The 14,601-nt window shown below is 66.7% G+C and carries 12 protein-coding genes and 1 other RNA gene; 9 read left to right on the forward strand and 4 right to left on the reverse strand.

What is annotated here, in order from left to right:
- The 4 genes from ssrA to ompA all read right to left on the reverse strand — a co-directional run.
- Nucleotides 1-322, reverse strand: a transfer-messenger RNA (tmRNA) gene (gene ssrA / locus P3W97_RS01105); the annotation flags it as partial.
- A 13-nt stretch (nt 323-335) separates the two neighbouring features.
- A complete protein-coding gene (locus P3W97_RS01110; protein ID WP_300843130.1) occupies nt 336-1,007 on the reverse strand; it encodes an HAD-IA family hydrolase in 672 nt (223 codons plus the stop codon).
- Nucleotides 1,004-1,720: a bifunctional 2-polyprenyl-6-hydroxyphenol methylase/3-demethylubiquinol 3-O-methyltransferase UbiG gene (gene ubiG, locus P3W97_RS01115; RefSeq protein ID WP_300843131.1), complete on the reverse strand. Its 717-nt coding sequence runs from the start codon at nt 1,718-1,720 to the stop codon at nt 1,004-1,006. Before ubiG ends, P3W97_RS01110 begins: the two co-directional genes overlap by 4 nt.
- A gap of 151 nt (nt 1,721-1,871) precedes the next feature.
- Nucleotides 1,872-2,504 (reverse strand): outer membrane protein OmpA, encoded by a 633-nt coding sequence (ompA, locus tag P3W97_RS01120; protein ID WP_300843132.1) that lies wholly within the window; start codon nt 2,502-2,504, stop codon nt 1,872-1,874.
- Nucleotides 2,505-2,812: 308 nt separating this feature from the next.
- On the opposite strand from ompA, the gene gyrA reads away from it, so the two are divergent.
- The 9 genes from gyrA to lapB all read left to right on the forward strand — a co-directional run bounded on the left by gyrA (nt 2,813) and on the right by lapB (nt 14,453).
- The gene (gene gyrA, locus P3W97_RS01125) at nt 2,813-5,443 is read left to right on the forward strand and encodes a DNA gyrase subunit A (RefSeq protein WP_300843133.1); all 2,631 of its coding nucleotides are present in this window, start codon (nt 2,813-2,815) and stop codon (nt 5,441-5,443) included.
- A complete protein-coding gene (serC, locus tag P3W97_RS01130) occupies nt 5,388-6,593 on the forward strand; it encodes a 3-phosphoserine/phosphohydroxythreonine transaminase (RefSeq protein WP_300843134.1) in 1,206 nt (401 codons plus the stop codon). The genes gyrA and serC overlap by 56 nt, the downstream gene beginning before the upstream one ends.
- A 93-nt stretch (nt 6,594-6,686) precedes the next feature.
- Nucleotides 6,687-7,757 carry a prephenate dehydratase gene (gene pheA / locus P3W97_RS01135; protein WP_367184577.1) on the forward strand — a complete coding sequence of 357 codons (1,071 nt, stop codon included), beginning with the start codon at nt 6,687-6,689 and terminating at the stop codon, nt 7,755-7,757.
- A 7-nt stretch (nt 7,758-7,764) separates the two neighbouring features.
- Entirely contained in the window at nt 7,765-8,742 is a 978-nt protein-coding gene (locus tag P3W97_RS01140; protein WP_300843136.1) for a prephenate dehydrogenase/arogenate dehydrogenase family protein, read from the forward strand.
- Nucleotides 8,706-10,748, forward strand: coding sequence for a bifunctional 3-phosphoshikimate 1-carboxyvinyltransferase/cytidylate kinase (locus P3W97_RS01145; protein WP_300843137.1), 2,043 nt, complete (start codon nt 8,706-8,708; stop codon nt 10,746-10,748). Before P3W97_RS01140 ends, P3W97_RS01145 begins: the two co-directional genes overlap by 37 nt.
- Before the next feature lie 163 nt (nt 10,749-10,911).
- Nucleotides 10,912-12,591: a 30S ribosomal protein S1 gene (gene rpsA / locus P3W97_RS01150; RefSeq protein WP_300843138.1), complete on the forward strand. Its 1,680-nt coding sequence runs from the start codon at nt 10,912-10,914 to the stop codon at nt 12,589-12,591.
- A 137-nt stretch (nt 12,592-12,728) separates the two neighbouring features.
- Nucleotides 12,729-13,025, forward strand: coding sequence for an integration host factor subunit beta (locus P3W97_RS01155; protein ID WP_300843139.1), 297 nt, complete (start codon nt 12,729-12,731; stop codon nt 13,023-13,025).
- Nucleotides 13,022-13,315: a lipopolysaccharide assembly LapA domain-containing protein gene (locus P3W97_RS01160; RefSeq protein ID WP_300843140.1), complete on the forward strand. Its 294-nt coding sequence runs from the start codon at nt 13,022-13,024 to the stop codon at nt 13,313-13,315. Before P3W97_RS01155 ends, P3W97_RS01160 begins: the two co-directional genes overlap by 4 nt.
- Entirely contained in the window at nt 13,305-14,453 is a 1,149-nt protein-coding gene (lapB, locus tag P3W97_RS01165; protein ID WP_300843141.1) for a lipopolysaccharide assembly protein LapB, read from the forward strand. Before P3W97_RS01160 ends, lapB begins: the two co-directional genes overlap by 11 nt.
- Nucleotides 14,454-14,601 lie beyond the last annotated feature (148 nt).

A 14,601-nucleotide genomic window follows, 5' to 3' on the forward strand; every position in this document is an offset into this window, starting at 1 on the left:
TACATGTGTAGCCGTCTGAACTGGATCTCGCCCGAGGTGCCGCGCAGCGGCACGCTGCGCCTCAGGCCAGCAACCTTGGATCTCATCGAGCGGTAGGTTGCCCACCGTTCGACCAGCCGATGAAGATTCCCTTGCTGCCGAGAGACCTTTCGGCCCCCGCGGCCCGGCCTATCGGCCGACCGGTGCAAGGCTCGCCGGATTAGGCGGCGAGGGCGAAACGTTCGTCGTTCGCAGTTACTTTTTTGCTGCGGTTTTACGAGGTGACAGCACCTCGACATGCCCTGCTGCGGGTCCGAACCCACGTCGAAACCAATGCAGCCCCGTACTGCCTTAGTTTACGCCAGATCCAGAAAGTTCAAGAGAGCCTGCGGCGACTCGATGATGGCATCGGCTGCCCAGGCCTCGACATCAGCGGCCACGCCCAAATAACCGTAGCGCGCCGCCACGGTGGGCATGCCAGCCGCGCGGCCTGCGACGATATCACGCTCGTCGTCACCGACGTAGAGGCAAGCCTTGGGCGGCAGTGCCAAGCGCCGGGCGGCCTCCAGCAGCGGGGCGGGATGCGGCTTGGAGTGGGGCGTGGTGTCCCCACCGATGATGGTGGCAGCCGTGGCGAACAGGGGCATCGCAGCGGTCAGCGGCAAAGCAAAGCGCTCTACTTTATTGGTCACTACCCCCCACGCCACTTGCGCACGATCCAGCGTCGCAATCAGTTCGGCTACGCCGTCGAACGGCCGCGTGCGGCGGGTCAGTACCTGCCCATAGATCTCCAAGTACTCCGTTCGGTAGGCTTCGAACTCGGGATGCGCCGGGGTCAGGCCGAAAGCGACTTCGATCATGCCGCGGGCACCGCTGCTGGCGCGGGGCCGGTAGTTGGCCTCGTCCAGCGGCGGCAAGCCCCGACGCTGGCGCATCAGGTCGGCCGCGTGGCCCAAATCCGGGGCACTGTCCAGCAGCGTGCCATCCAGGTCGAACAGCACTGCGCGGATGCCACGCCAGCGGGTCATGCACCCCCCTTGCGCGTTGCAAACAAATAGTTGACGCTGGTGTCGTCGCTGAGCCAATAGCGGCGCGTCAACGGGTTGTACTCCAGCCCACGGGTGGCCTGCAGATCCAGGCCGGCACGCCGACAGTGGGCTGCCAGCTCGCTGGGGCGGATGAATTTGCCGTATTCATGCGTGCCGCGCGGCAGCAGGCGCAGCACATATTCTGCGCCGACAATGGCAAACAAAAACGATTTTGGGTTGCGGTTGAGGGTCGAAAAGAACACCCACCCCCCGGGCTTGACAAGCGTGGCGCAGGCCGCAACCACCGACGCCGGGTCGGGCACATGCTCCAACATTTCCATGCAGGTGACGACGTCGTAATGACCCGGCTGTTCGGCGGCCAACTGCTCGGCACTGATGCGCCGGTAAGTCACCCCGCCAACCCCTTGTTCCAGCGCATGCAACTGGGCTACCTTGAGGGGCTTGTCGGCCAAGTCGATCCCGAGCACCTGGGCGCCTTGTCGGGCCATGGCCTCGGCCAGAATGCCGCCCCCGCAACCCACGTCGAGCACGGCACGGCCACCCAGCGGGCCGACCAAACCCTCGATCCACCCCAATCGCAGGGGGTTGATCTGGTGCAGGGGGCGAAATTCGCTTTCAGGGTCCCACCAACGGTGGGCCAGCTCGGAGAATTTGGCCAGTTCGGCCGCATCGGCATTCAACGAAGTATCCATCGGTCAATTATCACGCGCCCGCGCGAGCGCCCGCCTGCGAAAAAACAAAAGCCCCGCCAAAGCGGGGCCATGGACAGGACGCAAGGCAGGGGCTGCGCTGCCACATCCGGCCACGGATGTACCAGGCGCGCGCCTGCCTAGCACCTGCCGATCAGCGCGTGCCGACGACTTCGATTTCTACACGGCGGTTTTTGGCGCGGCCCTCGCGGGTGCGGTTGTCGGCCACCGGCTGGCTCTCGCCTTTGCCCTCGGTATAGATGCGGTTGGCATCGATGCCCTTGCTCACCAAATAGGCCTTGACGGCTTCTGCGCGGCGCACCGACAGCTTTTGGTTGTAGCTCTCAGGACCCGTGGAGTCGGTGTGGCCGACCGCGATCACGACTTCCAGCTTGATCCCTTTGACCTTCTCGGCCAGATCGCCCAGGCGGGCCTTGCCTTCGGGCTTGAGGACAGCCTTGTCGAAGTCGAAGACCGCCTCGGCCGCATAGGTTACCTCCGCAGGCGCAGCCGGCGCCGGCGCGGGAGCGGGGGCCGGGGCAGGCGCCGGGGCTGGAGCAGGCGCCGGGGCCGGAGCAGGTGCCGGGGCCGGCACGATGGCACCGTCGCAACCTTGGGCGGCCGTGGCGGGCGTCCAGTTGGCGTTACGCCAGCACAGCTCGTTGGTGCCATTTTTCCACACCAAGTCACCGGTGCCGTTGCGCCAGTTGTCGATGGTCTGAGCGCCAGAGGCAGAGGCCATGGCGGCCGTCGCAAACAGCGCTGCGATCTTGGTCAACTTGTTCATTGGGTTCCTCTTGGTCTGGGAGACGAGACGGGAGATTGAGCGGGCCAACAGCCAAGCAAAACTTGTCTGGCCGTCATGCCATTGTGCCATAAGCGAATCCTATGCCAACCCCGCACCGGCCTCAGCGCGGCAAGAATACGACAGTGCGCGCCTTCACCGCCGCCCAAACTGCGGCTTTCCCCCTGTGTGCCCGCAGAGGGTGATGCACGCGCGTTCCTTACAATACCGGGGTTTGCCCGCCAGACCCCTGGCGGCGCGCGTCGGACGCGGGGCATCGGCCTGGCCGTCCGCACCCATGCGGCGTTCCCATGATTTCGTTTGCCAAAGAAACCCTGCCCATCAGCCTCGAAGAAGAGATGCGCCGCAGCTACCTCGATTACGCGATGAGCGTGATCGTGGGGCGTGCGTTGCCGGATGCCCGTGATGGCTTGAAGCCCGTGCACCGGCGCGTGCTGTACGCCATGCACGAGCTGGGCAACGACTGGAACCGGCCGTACAAGAAGTCTGCGCGCATCGTCGGTGATGTGATCGGTAAATACCACCCGCACGGCGACAGCGCGGTCTACGACACCATCGTGCGCATGGCGCAGGATTTCAGCCTGCGTCACATGCTGATCGATGGCCAGGGAAACTTCGGCTCGGTGGATGGGGACGCTGCGGCGGCGATGCGCTATACCGAGATCCGGCTGGCCAAGATCGCGCACGAGATGCTGGCCGACATCGATAAAGAGACAGTCGATTTCGGCCCCAACTACGATGGCAGCGAACGCGAGCCGCTGGTTCTACCCAGCCGACTGCCGAATTTGTTGGTCAATGGCTCGTCTGGCATCGCCGTGGGCATGGCCACCAATATCCCGCCGCACAACCTCAATGAGGTCGTCGATGCCTGTTTGCATCTGTTGGCGCATCCCGAGGCAACGGTCGATGACCTGATGGCCTTCATCCCGGCGCCGGACTTTCCGACCGCCGGCATCATCTACGGCATCCAGGGTGTGCGCGAGGGCTATCGCACCGGCCGTGGGCGAGTGGTGATGCGCGCGCGCTGTCATTTCGAAGACATCGACCGCGGCCAGCGCCAAGCCATCGTCATCGATGAGATCCCGTACCAGGTCAACAAGAAGGTGCTGCTGGAGCGCATCGCCGAGCTGGTGCGCGACAAGCGCATCGAGGGGATCAGCCACATTCAGGACGAGTCCGACAAGTCCGGCATGCGCGTGGTCATCGAGCTCAAGCGCGGCGAGCTGCCGGAGGTCGTCCTCAACAACCTGTACAAGCACACGCAACTGCAGGACACCTTCGGCATCAACATGGTGGCGCTGGTGGAGGGCCAGCCCAAGCTGTGCAACCTAAAGGATCTGCTCGACATTTTTGTGCAGCACCGGCGCGAAGTGGTGACACGGCGCACCGTGTTCGAGCTGCGCAAGGCACGCGAGCGCGGCCATGTGCTGGAGGGACTGGCCGTGGCGCTGGCCAACATCGATGCTTTCATCCGCATCATCCGCGAAAGCCCCACTCCGCCGGTGGCCAAAGCCGAGCTGATGGCGCGCCGCTGGGACAGCGCGCTGGTGCGCACGATGCTGACGCGCGCACGCGCCGACGGCGGCACGGTCAACGCCGATGATTACCGTCCCGAGGGGCTGGCGCGCGCCTACGGGCTGCAGGCCGACGGGCTCTACGCGCTGTCGGAGACACAGGCGCAGGAGATCCTGCAGATGCGGCTGCAGCGCCTCACCGGCCTGGAGCAGGACAAAATCGTCGCCGAGTACAAGGAGGTGATGGCGCAGATCGACGACCTGCTCGACATCCTGGCGCGGCCCGAGCGCGTGACCGCCATCATCGGTGACGAGCTGCGCGCCATCCGTGCGGAGTTTGGACAGAGCAAAGTCGGCACCCGCCGCAGCCACATCGAGCACAACGCGCAGGAACTCGATACGGAAGACCTGATCGCGCCGCAGGATATGGTGGTGACCCTGTCGCACGCGGGCTACATCAAGAGCCAGCCGCTGTCGGAATACCGGGCGCAGCGCCGCGGTGGCCGCGGCAAACAAGCCACCGCCACCAAGGACGACGACTGGATCGACCAGCTTTTCATCGCCAACACGCACGACTGGATTTTGTGCTTCAGCAACCGTGGTCGGCTGTACTGGTTGAAGGTATGGGAAGTGCCAGCCGGCGGGCGGGGTGCGCGCGGACGGCCCATCGTCAATATGTTTCCGCTGGCCGAGGGCGAAAAGATCAACGTCGTGTTGCCGCTGACCGGCGAGTTTCGCAGCTTTCCGGCCGACCACTATGTGTTCATGGCCACGGCGCATGGCGTGGTCAAAAAGACGGCGCTGGACGAATTCAGCAATCCGCGCAAGGCGGGCATCATCGCCGTCGATTTGGACGAGGGCGACTACCTAGTCGGCGCGGCGCTGACCGACGGACGGCACGATGTGATGCTGTTTTCGGACGCGGGCAAGGCGGTGCGATTTGACGAAAACGACGTGCGCCCGATGGGCCGGCAGGCGCGCGGCGTCAAGGGTATGGCACTGGAGGACGGCCAGCGTGTCATCGCCATGCTGGTGGCCGAGGACGAAAGCCAGAGCGTGCTGACTGCCACCGAAAACGGCTATGGCAAGCGCACCCCCATTACCGAATACACCCGCCACGGCCGCGGCACCAAGGGCATGATCGCGATCCAGACCAGCGAGCGCAACGGCAAGGTGGTGGCCGCGACGCTGGTGCGGCCGGAGGACGAAATCATGCTCATCACCGACCGCGGGGTGCTGGTGCGCACGCGGGTCGCGGAAATCCGCGAGTTGGGGCGTGCCACGCAGGGTGTCACGCTCATCAGCTTGGACGAGGGCGACCGCCTCAGCGGCCTGCAGCGCATCGCGGACGATGACGAAAGCGAACCAGCCGCCCCACTGGCAGACGCACACGGCACGGAAGGCTGAGACGGTGGCACGGCGTCCCTACAACTTCTCGGCTGGCCCGGCCACCATGCCCGAAACGGTGCTGGAACAGGCAGCCGCTGAAATGCTCGACTGGCACGGCAGCGGCATGGGTGTGATGGACATGAGCCATCGCGGCCAGGCCTTCATGGCCATTGCCGAGCAGGCCGAGCGCGATTTGCGCACCCTGCTGGCCATCCCGGCGCACTTCAAGGTGCTGTTCAGCCAGGGGGGAGCGTTGGCGCACAACGCCATGGTACCGTTGAACCTGGTGGGACGGCGCCCGGCGCGGGCGATGGATTTTGTGCTCACCGGCGCGTGGAGCCAGAAATCCGCCCAGGAAGCCAGGCGGTATGGCGAGGTGCGCATCGCCGCCAGCGCGGCCGACACGGGCTTTACCATCCTGCCCGACCCAGCCACGTGGCGGCTGAGCGCGGATGCCAGTTATGTGCACCTGTGCAGCAACGAAACCATCCACGGGGTGGAGTTCCATACCCTGCCAGACCTGGCCGCACTGGGCAGCGACGCGCCGCTGGTGATCGATTTCTCGTCACATGTACTGTCGCGCCCAATCGACTGGACTCGCGTGGGGCTGGCTTTTGGCGGGGCCCAAAAGAATATCGGCCCAGCGGGCTTGACGTTGATCATCGTGCGCGAGGATCTGCTCGGCCATGCGCTGCCGATCTGCCCCAGCGTGTTCGACTACCGTGCCCTGGCCGATGCCGATTCGATGCTGAACACGCCGCCCACCTACGCCATCTATATCGCCGGCTTGACCTTCCAGTGGCTGCTGGCGCAGCGCGAGGGGGCCCTCACCGGCGTGGCGGCGATGGAGGCGCGCAACACCGCCAAAGCGCAACGCCTGTATGACGCGATCGACCGCTCATCCCTGTATGTCAACCGGGTCGATCCCGCTTGCCGCTCGCGCATGAATATCCCCTTCTTCCTGCGCGGTGACGACGGAGCGCCGTTGCAGGACCCCGCTCACCCCCGCAATGTCGCGTTTCTGCGTGGGGCGCAGGAACGCGGGCTGCTGCAGCTCAAGGGCCACAAGTCGGTGGGCGGCATGCGCGCCAGCCTCTACAACGCCATGCCGATGGCGGGGGTGGAGGCCTTGGTGGATTACCTGCGGGATTTCGAGCGCAGCGCTTGAGCGCCGATGGCTTCGCTTTTCCACTGACCCGACGTGACCGACCGCCAAACCCCGTCCCCGACCGCCCCGCCCACGCCGGTCGCCAGCCCCCGGCTGCAGGCCCTGCGTGAGCAGATCGATGCCATCGACCGGCAACTGCTGGCATTACTCAACGAACGCGCCCGCATCGCCGAGGCCGTTGGCGAGGTCAAACGGGCCGAGGGTTCGCCCTACTTCCGGCCCGACCGCGTGGCGCAGGTCATTGCCAACATCGAAGCGGCCAACTCGGGGCCGCTGCGCAACCAGCATGTCGCCGCCATCTGGCGCGAGATCATGTCGGCCTGCCTGTCGCTGGAGGCCCCGCTGCGGGTCGCAGTGCTCGGCCCCGAGGGTACCTTCTGCGAACAAGCAGCGGTCGACTACTTCGGCAGCGCCGCCGATCTGATTTATTGCCCGAGCTTCGACGAGGTGTTCCATGCTACCGCGGCGGGTACCGCGCAGTTTGGCGTCGTCGGCGTGGAAAACTCCACCGAAGGGGTGGTGGCACGCTCGCTGGACCTGTTCCTGCGCTCGCCGGTGCACATCGTGGGCGAAATCAGCCTGCTGGTGCGGCACAACCTGCTGCGCCAGACCCCCAGCCTGGACGGCATCGAGGTGGTGATGGCCCACCCCCAGGCGCTGGCGCAGTGCCAAGGCTGGCTGTCCACCCACCTGCCCCATGCCGAGCGCCGCGCCGTCGCCAGCAATGCCGAGGGCGCGCGGCTGGCCACGACGAACCCGGCCTGGGCCGCCATCGCCAGCGAGCGGGCCGCCGCCCAATACGCGCTGCACATCGTGGCGCATGCCATCCAGGACGAGGCCTACAACCGCACGCGCTTTGCGGTGATTTGCCTACCGCAAACCATGGCCACCCCCCCGGCCAGTGGCCGCGACTGTACCAGTCTGGTGGTCTCGGTTCCCAACCGCCCGGGGGCGGTGCACGATCTGCTGCGCCCACTCAAGGCGCACGGTGTATCGATGACGCGCTTCGAGTCCCGCCCGGCCAAATCTGGCCAGTGGGAGTATTACTTTTACATCGATCTCGCCGGGCACCCATCCCAGCCCCCTGTGGCCGCCGCCCTGCAAGAACTGCAGGGGCTGTGCGCTTTTTACAAGATGCTGGGCGCTTACCCGGTATCGGAGTGAGGGGTCCATGAGCACGCGCCCCGCCACTGACCGCGACACGGCCGCGCCGTCGCCCGGCTTCGTTCGTTTGGGCGTGATTGGCTGTGGCCTGATGGGCGGCTCCTTCGCCCTAGCCCTCAAGGCCGCTGGTTTGGTGCAACAGGTGGTGGGTTACGCCCGCTCGCCAGAGACAGTGGCGCGCGCCCGCGCGTTGGGCGTGATCGATGAAGAAGCATCCTCGGCGCCGATGGCCGCCGCGGGCGCCGATCTGGTGCTGGTTTCGGTACCGGTTGCCGCAACGGGTGAGGCGCTGCAGGCCATACGCCCTCAGATCGGCCCGGGCGCCTTGGTCATGGATGTCGGATCGACCAAGAGCGATGTGGTGCAAGCTGCGCGCCAAACGCTGGCCGACCGGCTGGGACAATTCGTGCCCGCGCATCCGATCGCTGGCAAAGAGCGCGCCGGTGTGGAGCACGCCAGCGCGGACCTGTACCGCGGCTGCCAAGTGATCCTGACCCCACTGGCCGAGACCGACCCAACCCTGGTTGCGCGTGCCCAGGCGCTGTGGCAGGCCCTGGGGACGCGCGTGCGCACCATGACGCCACGGGCGCATGACGCCGCCTATGCCGCCGTCAGCCATCTGCCACACCTGTTGGCCTTTGCGGCCGTACGGGCGCTGGCGGGGCAACCTCAGGCGGCGGATTTCCTGGGGCTGGCTGGACCCGGCTTTCGCGACTTCACCCGCATTGCCGCGAGTGACCCCGACGTCTGGCGTGACATCCTGCTGGCCAACGCCACCGAGCTGCGGGCGCAGATCCGGCACTTCCGCGCGGCACTGGACAGCTTCGAAGCCACCTTGGATGCAGGCGACGCGCACCTGTTGCGCGAACTGATCGCCGAGGCCAGCCGCATCCGCACCCAATGGGCCGCCGGCGCCTACGCCGCCGCACCCCCGTCATCCGATCCCCCATGTACCGCACCGCCTTCCTCGACATCCCCCCGCTGATGCGCGCTGCCGGCAGCGTGCGGCTGCCCGGCTCCAAGAGCATCTCCAACCGCGTGCTGCTGCTGGCTGCGCTGTGCGACGGCGTGACGGTGATCGAGGACCTGCTCGACTCCGACGACACCCGGGTGATGCTGGAGGCGCTCGCGACACTGGGCTGCGGGCTGGAGCGGCTCGGGCCCACCACGGTTCGCGTACGTGGGCTAGCGGGTCGGCTGCATGTGCGCGAGGCGCGCCTGTTCCTGGGCAATGCAGGCACGGCGATGCGCCCCCTGACCGCCGCGCTGACGGTGCTCACCGCCCTGCAGGGGGGGCGCTTCGAACTCTCGGGCGTGCCACGCATGCACGAGCGCCCGATTGGCGACCTGGTGGACGCCCTGCGCCAGTTGGGCGGCATCATCGAGGACCTGGGCCAACCCGGCTATCCGCCGCTGGCGGTCGGTGCCCGCGCGCCGACACCGTTGCAGCTGGACGCTCCGATCCGCGTGCGCGGCGACGTCTCGAGCCAGTTTCTGACCGCGTTGCTCTTGGCCCTGCCGCTGGCCGCGCAGACGCGTGCCGTCACCATCGAGGTGGTGGGCGAGCTGATCTCCAAGCCCTACATCGAAATCACCCTGCGCCTGCTGGCGCGCTTTGGCGTGGATGTGCAGCGCGAGGGCTGGTCGCGTTTTACGATTCCCGCCGGGGCGCACTACTCCACGCCGGGGCGTATCCATGTCGAGGGCGACGCCTCGTCGGCCAGCTACTTCATCGCCTTGGGGGCGATTGCCGCGACCGACACCCCCGTCACTATTGAAGGCGTCGGGTTGAATTCGATTCAGGGAGATATCCGCTTCGTCGAAGCTGCCCGGGCCATGGGCGCTCTCGTCGAGGGCGAGGCCAACCGCCTGCATGTGCGCCGCGGCGCCTGGCCGCTGCGCGCGCTGGACCTGGACTGCAACCACATCCCCGACGCCGCCATGACGCTGGCGGTGATGGCGCTATATGCCGACGGCCCGACCACGCTGCGCCACATAGGCAGTTGGCGCGTGAAGGAGACGGACCGCATCGCTGCCATGGCCGCGGAGCTGCGCCAGCTCGGCGCCACCGTGGAAGAAGGGGCAGACTGGCTGCGCGTGCATCCGCTGGGTGCCGACGGACGCGGCTGGCGAGCCGCCGCTATTCGCACCTACGACGACCACCGCATGGCCATGTGTGCGTCGCTGGCAGCCTTCAACCCCGCGCGGCTGCCGGTGCGTATCCTGGATCCACAGTGCGTCGGCAAGACCTTCCCCGATTATTTCGAGACGCTGTGGTCGGTGGTGCAAGCCGAGCCGGCCGACATTCCCGTGATCTGCATCGACGGCCCCACCGCCTCGGGCAAGGGTACGCTGGCCGCTGCCGTGGCCCAGCGCCTGGGCTACCATGTGCTGGACTCCGGCGCCTTGTATCGGGTGGTCGGACTCGCCGCCGAGCGGGCTGGCTTGTCCACGGACGAAGCGGCGCTGGCCGACCCCGCGCTGGCGCAGCGCTTGGGGGCATTGGCCGAGCAGCTGCCGGTGCGCTTTGCCGACGGGCGCATCTGGCTGGCGGGGGACGACGTCACCGACGCGGTGCGCAGCGAAGCGGCCGGCATGGCGGCGTCGCGGGTGTCGGCTGTGCCAGCCGTGCGTGCTGGCCTGCTGGCGCTGCAGCGGGGGTTCCGGCGCCTGCCCGGTCTGGTGGCCGATGGGCGCGACATGGGCACGGTGGTCTTTCCGGATGCGCCACTGAAGGTTTTTTTGACCGCCAGCGCCGCCACGCGCGCCCAGCGGCGCCGCGAGCAGTTGATTTTACGCGGTGTAACTGCTAACATTGACAGTCTTTTGGCTGACTTAGAGGCACGGGATGCGCGCGATCGGATGCGCGCGGCTGCGCCGCTGAAGCCTGCCGAAGATGCGCTGACCCTCGACAACTCGGAACAAACCATCGAGCAATCGGTGGACACCGTGCTGGCGTGGTGGCAGCGCAGCCGGCCGTTTGGTGGCTGAGGGCGTCCGCCTCGGCCCGACGGCCGGTCTTGCAGGGCCCCGAGGGCGCAGCCGGATGGCATGTCCGCACGCCGGAGGGTTCGACAACCCACCGCCCGACGACTGTTCGGGTGACCACCCAATCGCCGCCGGTCCCGGACGACCGCGGCACCCAGGAATCTGCATGTCTGAATCGTTTGCCGCCCTGTTCGAAGAGTCGCTCAAGCGCGCCGAAATGCGCGCCGGCGAGGTCATCACCGCCGAGGTGGTGCGCATCGACCACAACCACGTGGTTGTCAACGCCGGGCTGAAGTCCGAGGCCTATATTCCCTTGAGCGAGTTCAAGAACGACCAGGGTGAGCTCGAAGTCCAAGTTGGCGATTTCGTTGCCGTTGCGGTCGAAGCCGTCGAAAATGGCTACGGCGACACCGTTTTGTCGCGTGACAAGGCCAAGCGTCTGGCCTCGTGGATGGCGCTCGAGAAGGCGCTGGAGTCGGGCGAATTCGTCACCGGCACCACGACCATCAAGGTCAAGGGCGGGCTCAAGGTCATGGTCAACGGCATCAGCGCGTTCCTGCCCGGCTCGCTGGTCGACACCCGCCCCGTCAAGGATTTGACGCCTTACGAGGGCAAGACCATGGAGTTCAAGGTCATCAAGCTCGACCGCAAACGCAACAACGTCGTGCTCAGCCGCCGCGCCGTCATCGAGGCCAGCATGGGCGAAGAGCGCGCCAAACTGCTCGAGACCCTCAAGGAAGGCGCCATCGTCACCGGCGTGGTCAAGAACATCACCGAATACGGTGCATTCGTCGACCTGGGCGGTATCGACGGCCTGCTGCACATCACCGACATGGCCTGGCGTCGCGTGCGCCATCCGAACGAGGTGGTGCAGGTGGGCCAAGAAGTCACGGCCAAGGTGCTGAAGTTCGATGCCGAACGCCAGCGTGTCAGCCTGGGCCTCAAGCAAATGGGCGACGATCCCTGGCTGGGCGTGGCGCGCCGCTATCCCGCCGGCACGCGCCTGTTCGGCAAGGTGACCAACATCGCCGACTACGGCGCCTTTGTCGAGCTGGAGCCCGGTATCGAGGGTCTGGTGCACGTCTCTGAGATGGACTGGACCAACAAAAATGTGGCGCCCAACAAGGTCGTCTCCATCGGCGACGAGGTCGAGATCATGGTGCTCGACATCGACGAAGACAAGCGCCGCATCAGCCTGGGCATGAAGCAGTGCAAGCCCAATCCGTGGCAAGAGTTCGCCGATACGCACAAGCGTGGCGACAAGGTCAAAGGCCCGATCAAATCGATCACCGACTTTGGCGTCTTCGTCGGCCTGGAGTCGGGTATCGATGGCCTGGTGCACCTGTCCGACCTGTCCTGGAACGAGCCGGGCGAGACCGCCGTGCGCAACTACAAGAAGGGCCAAGAAGTCGAGGCCGTCGTGCTCGGCGTGGACGTCGAGCGCGAGCGGATCAGCTTGGGCATCAAGCAGCTCGACGCCGATCCATTCACGACTTTCGTCTCCATCCACGACAAGGGCGCGACGGTCACCGGCACGGTCAAGAGCGTCGATGCCAAGGGCGCCGAAATCGACCTGGGTCAGGACATCGTGGGCTATCTGCGCGCCAGCGAGATCTCGCGCGACCGCGTCGAAGATGCCCGGAATGTACTCAAAGTGGGTGACGAGGTGACGGCCGTGATCGTCAACGTCGATCGCAAAAATCGCAGCATTCAGCTCTCGATCAAGGCCAAGGACGCCGCCGACCAGCAGGAAGCCATGGCCAGCCTGAGCCAAACCGCTGGCAACGCCGGCACCACCAATCTGGGCGCGCTGTTGCGCGCCAAGTTGGACGGTCAAAACGGCTGATCTTCGCCGACACGGGTTCGGGCCACCCCGAACCGCCGACCACAGCCCGGCCCGGGTGCGCCCGCCGGGCTTTTTTCATGAGCGCGCGCACGATCAACGCCTGCCGTCCATCCGCTTCGCTTGGGCATAATGGCGGTATGAACCGCAGCGATTTGTTCGATGCCCTGACCGAACGTTATCCGCATTTGACCGCAGCCGACGCGCAGGCCGCAGTCAAAACCCTGCTGGACGCGATGACCGAGAGCCTGATGGCCGGGCAGCGCATCGAAATCCGCGGTTTCGGCAGCTTCTCGGTTGGCGAGCGCGCCGCGCGGTTGGCGCGCAATCCCCGCACGGGCGAACCAGTCGACGTCCCCCCCAAACGGATGGTGCACTTCAAGCCTGGCAAAGCTCTGCGGGAAGCCGTCGACGGCCCGCAGCGGGGGGCGGCATGAGGGTACTGGGCTGGCTGCTCAAGGCGGCTGTGTTCTTGCTCATCTTCGCTCTGGCACTCAACAACCAGGCTCCGGTGCGCGTGCAAGGGCTGTTTGGAGCACAGTGGGAGGCCCCGCTGGTGCTGGTTCTGCTCCTCGCGCTGTTTGCCGGCGTTTTGCTGGGCATGGCGGTGATGGTGCCACTGTGGTGGCGCGCGCGGCGCACGGCTCGCCAGGCCGATGTGGCCGCCACCGGGCCTGCGTCCACTGCAACGGCGCCGGTGCCGCAAGAGCCACCCTATGGGGTTTGATCTCTCGTGGCTGCTGTGGGCGCTGCCTGCGGCGTTTGCGCTGGGCTGGCTGGCCTCGCGCTTCGATCTGCGGCAGTGGAGGCTGGAGAGCCGTCAAGCGCCGCGGGCCTATTTCCGCGGCCTGAATCACCTGCTCAATGAACAGCAGGACCAGGCCATCGACGCCTTCATCGAAGCGGTTCGGCATGACCCGGATGCGGCGGAGCTGCACTTTGCGCTGGGTGGGCTGTTCCGCCGCCGCGGCGATTATGACCGCGCGGTGCGGGTGCATGAGCACCTGCTCGCCCGGGCGGACCTGCCGCCGCGCGAGCGCGAACGGGCGCAGCACGCGCTGGCGTTCGATTTTCTGAAAGCCGGCCTGCTGGACCGGGCGGAGGCGGCCTTCACCGCGTTGCTGGGCACGTGCTACGACACCGACGCCAAAATAGCGCTGCTGGGGATCTACGAACGCTCGCGCGACTGGGCCCGTGCAGCCGAGATGGCGCAGGCACTGGAAGGCAGCGACCGCGGGAGTTTTCGCCTGCGGCTGGCGCACCACCGCTGCGAGCTGGCGGCAGCGCTGCATCGTCAGGGGCACACGACCGAAGCGCTGGCGCTGCTGGAAGCGCTGGTACACCAGGTGCCGCAGTCGGCGCGGGCGTGGGCGACGCTGGCCGATCTACGCCAGTCGCTCGGGCATGTGGATGGCGGTTTGGCCGCGCTGGAGGCCTTGGCCGACCATTGCCCGCAGCATGTACCGCTGATTGCGCACAGCCTGGCGCAATGGGCCCGGATGGCAGGTGCGCCCGAGCGGGCACGCGCCCGCCTGGCCGCCTGGGCGCAGGCGCATGCCCCATCGCTGGACGTGACGCAGGCGCTGGCCACGCTGGACCCGGATGCGGCCACCGCGCGGCAGCGCTACATCGCCCACCTGCGCCACGAGCCGTCGCTGGTCGCGGCCACCCTGTGGCTGGCCGGGGTGCCGCTTGGCACCTCGGACGAAGAGCCGCTGGTTCGGCGGGCGCTGGAGCGCGCGAGTGAGCCCCTCAAACGCTACCGTTGCGCGGCCTGCGGGTTCGAGTCCCGCCAGTACTTCTGGCATTGCCCGGGCTGCCAAGGCTGGGACACTTACCCTCCCCGCCGCATAGAAGAGCTGTGATCCGCCACAGGGCCTTCAGCCCGCCACGGCGGCCGCGAGTATCCCCTCATCGGCGATCCGATAGAGCCGGCCGTGACGATCCAGCGGCTCGATAGCCCCAGCGCGGACCAGGGCGCTGATTTCACGGCTGACGGTCTCGAGCTTGAGG

The sequence above is a fragment of the Tepidimonas sp. genome (assembly GCF_029335975.1).
In the GTDB taxonomy this organism is placed as follows: domain Bacteria; phylum Pseudomonadota; class Gammaproteobacteria; order Burkholderiales; family Burkholderiaceae_C; genus Tepidimonas.

Coding starts and splice junctions, on each gene's coding strand:
- lapB (WP_300843141.1), top strand. CDS start 13,305: ATGGGGTTTGATCTCTCGTGGCTGCTGTGGGCGCTGCCTGCGGCGTTT.
- gyrA (WP_300843133.1), top strand. CDS start 2,813: ATGATTTCGTTTGCCAAAGAAACCCTGCCCATCAGCCTCGAAGAAGAG.
- rpsA (WP_300843138.1), top strand. CDS start 10,912: ATGTCTGAATCGTTTGCCGCCCTGTTCGAAGAGTCGCTCAAGCGCGCC.
- ubiG (WP_300843131.1), bottom strand. CDS start 1,720: ATGGATACTTCGTTGAATGCCGATGCGGCCGAACTGGCCAAATTCTCC.
- serC (WP_300843134.1), top strand. CDS start 5,388: ATGACGAAAGCGAACCAGCCGCCCCACTGGCAGACGCACACGGCACGG.
- P3W97_RS01140 (WP_300843136.1), top strand. CDS start 7,765: ATGAGCACGCGCCCCGCCACTGACCGCGACACGGCCGCGCCGTCGCCC.
- P3W97_RS01145 (WP_300843137.1), top strand. CDS start 8,706: ATGTACCGCACCGCCTTCCTCGACATCCCCCCGCTGATGCGCGCTGCC.
- P3W97_RS01160 (WP_300843140.1), top strand. CDS start 13,022: ATGAGGGTACTGGGCTGGCTGCTCAAGGCGGCTGTGTTCTTGCTCATC.
- ompA (WP_300843132.1), bottom strand. CDS start 2,504: ATGAACAAGTTGACCAAGATCGCAGCGCTGTTTGCGACGGCCGCCATG.
- P3W97_RS01110 (WP_300843130.1), bottom strand. CDS start 1,007: ATGACCCGCTGGCGTGGCATCCGCGCAGTGCTGTTCGACCTGGATGGC.
- P3W97_RS01155 (WP_300843139.1), top strand. CDS start 12,729: ATGAACCGCAGCGATTTGTTCGATGCCCTGACCGAACGTTATCCGCAT.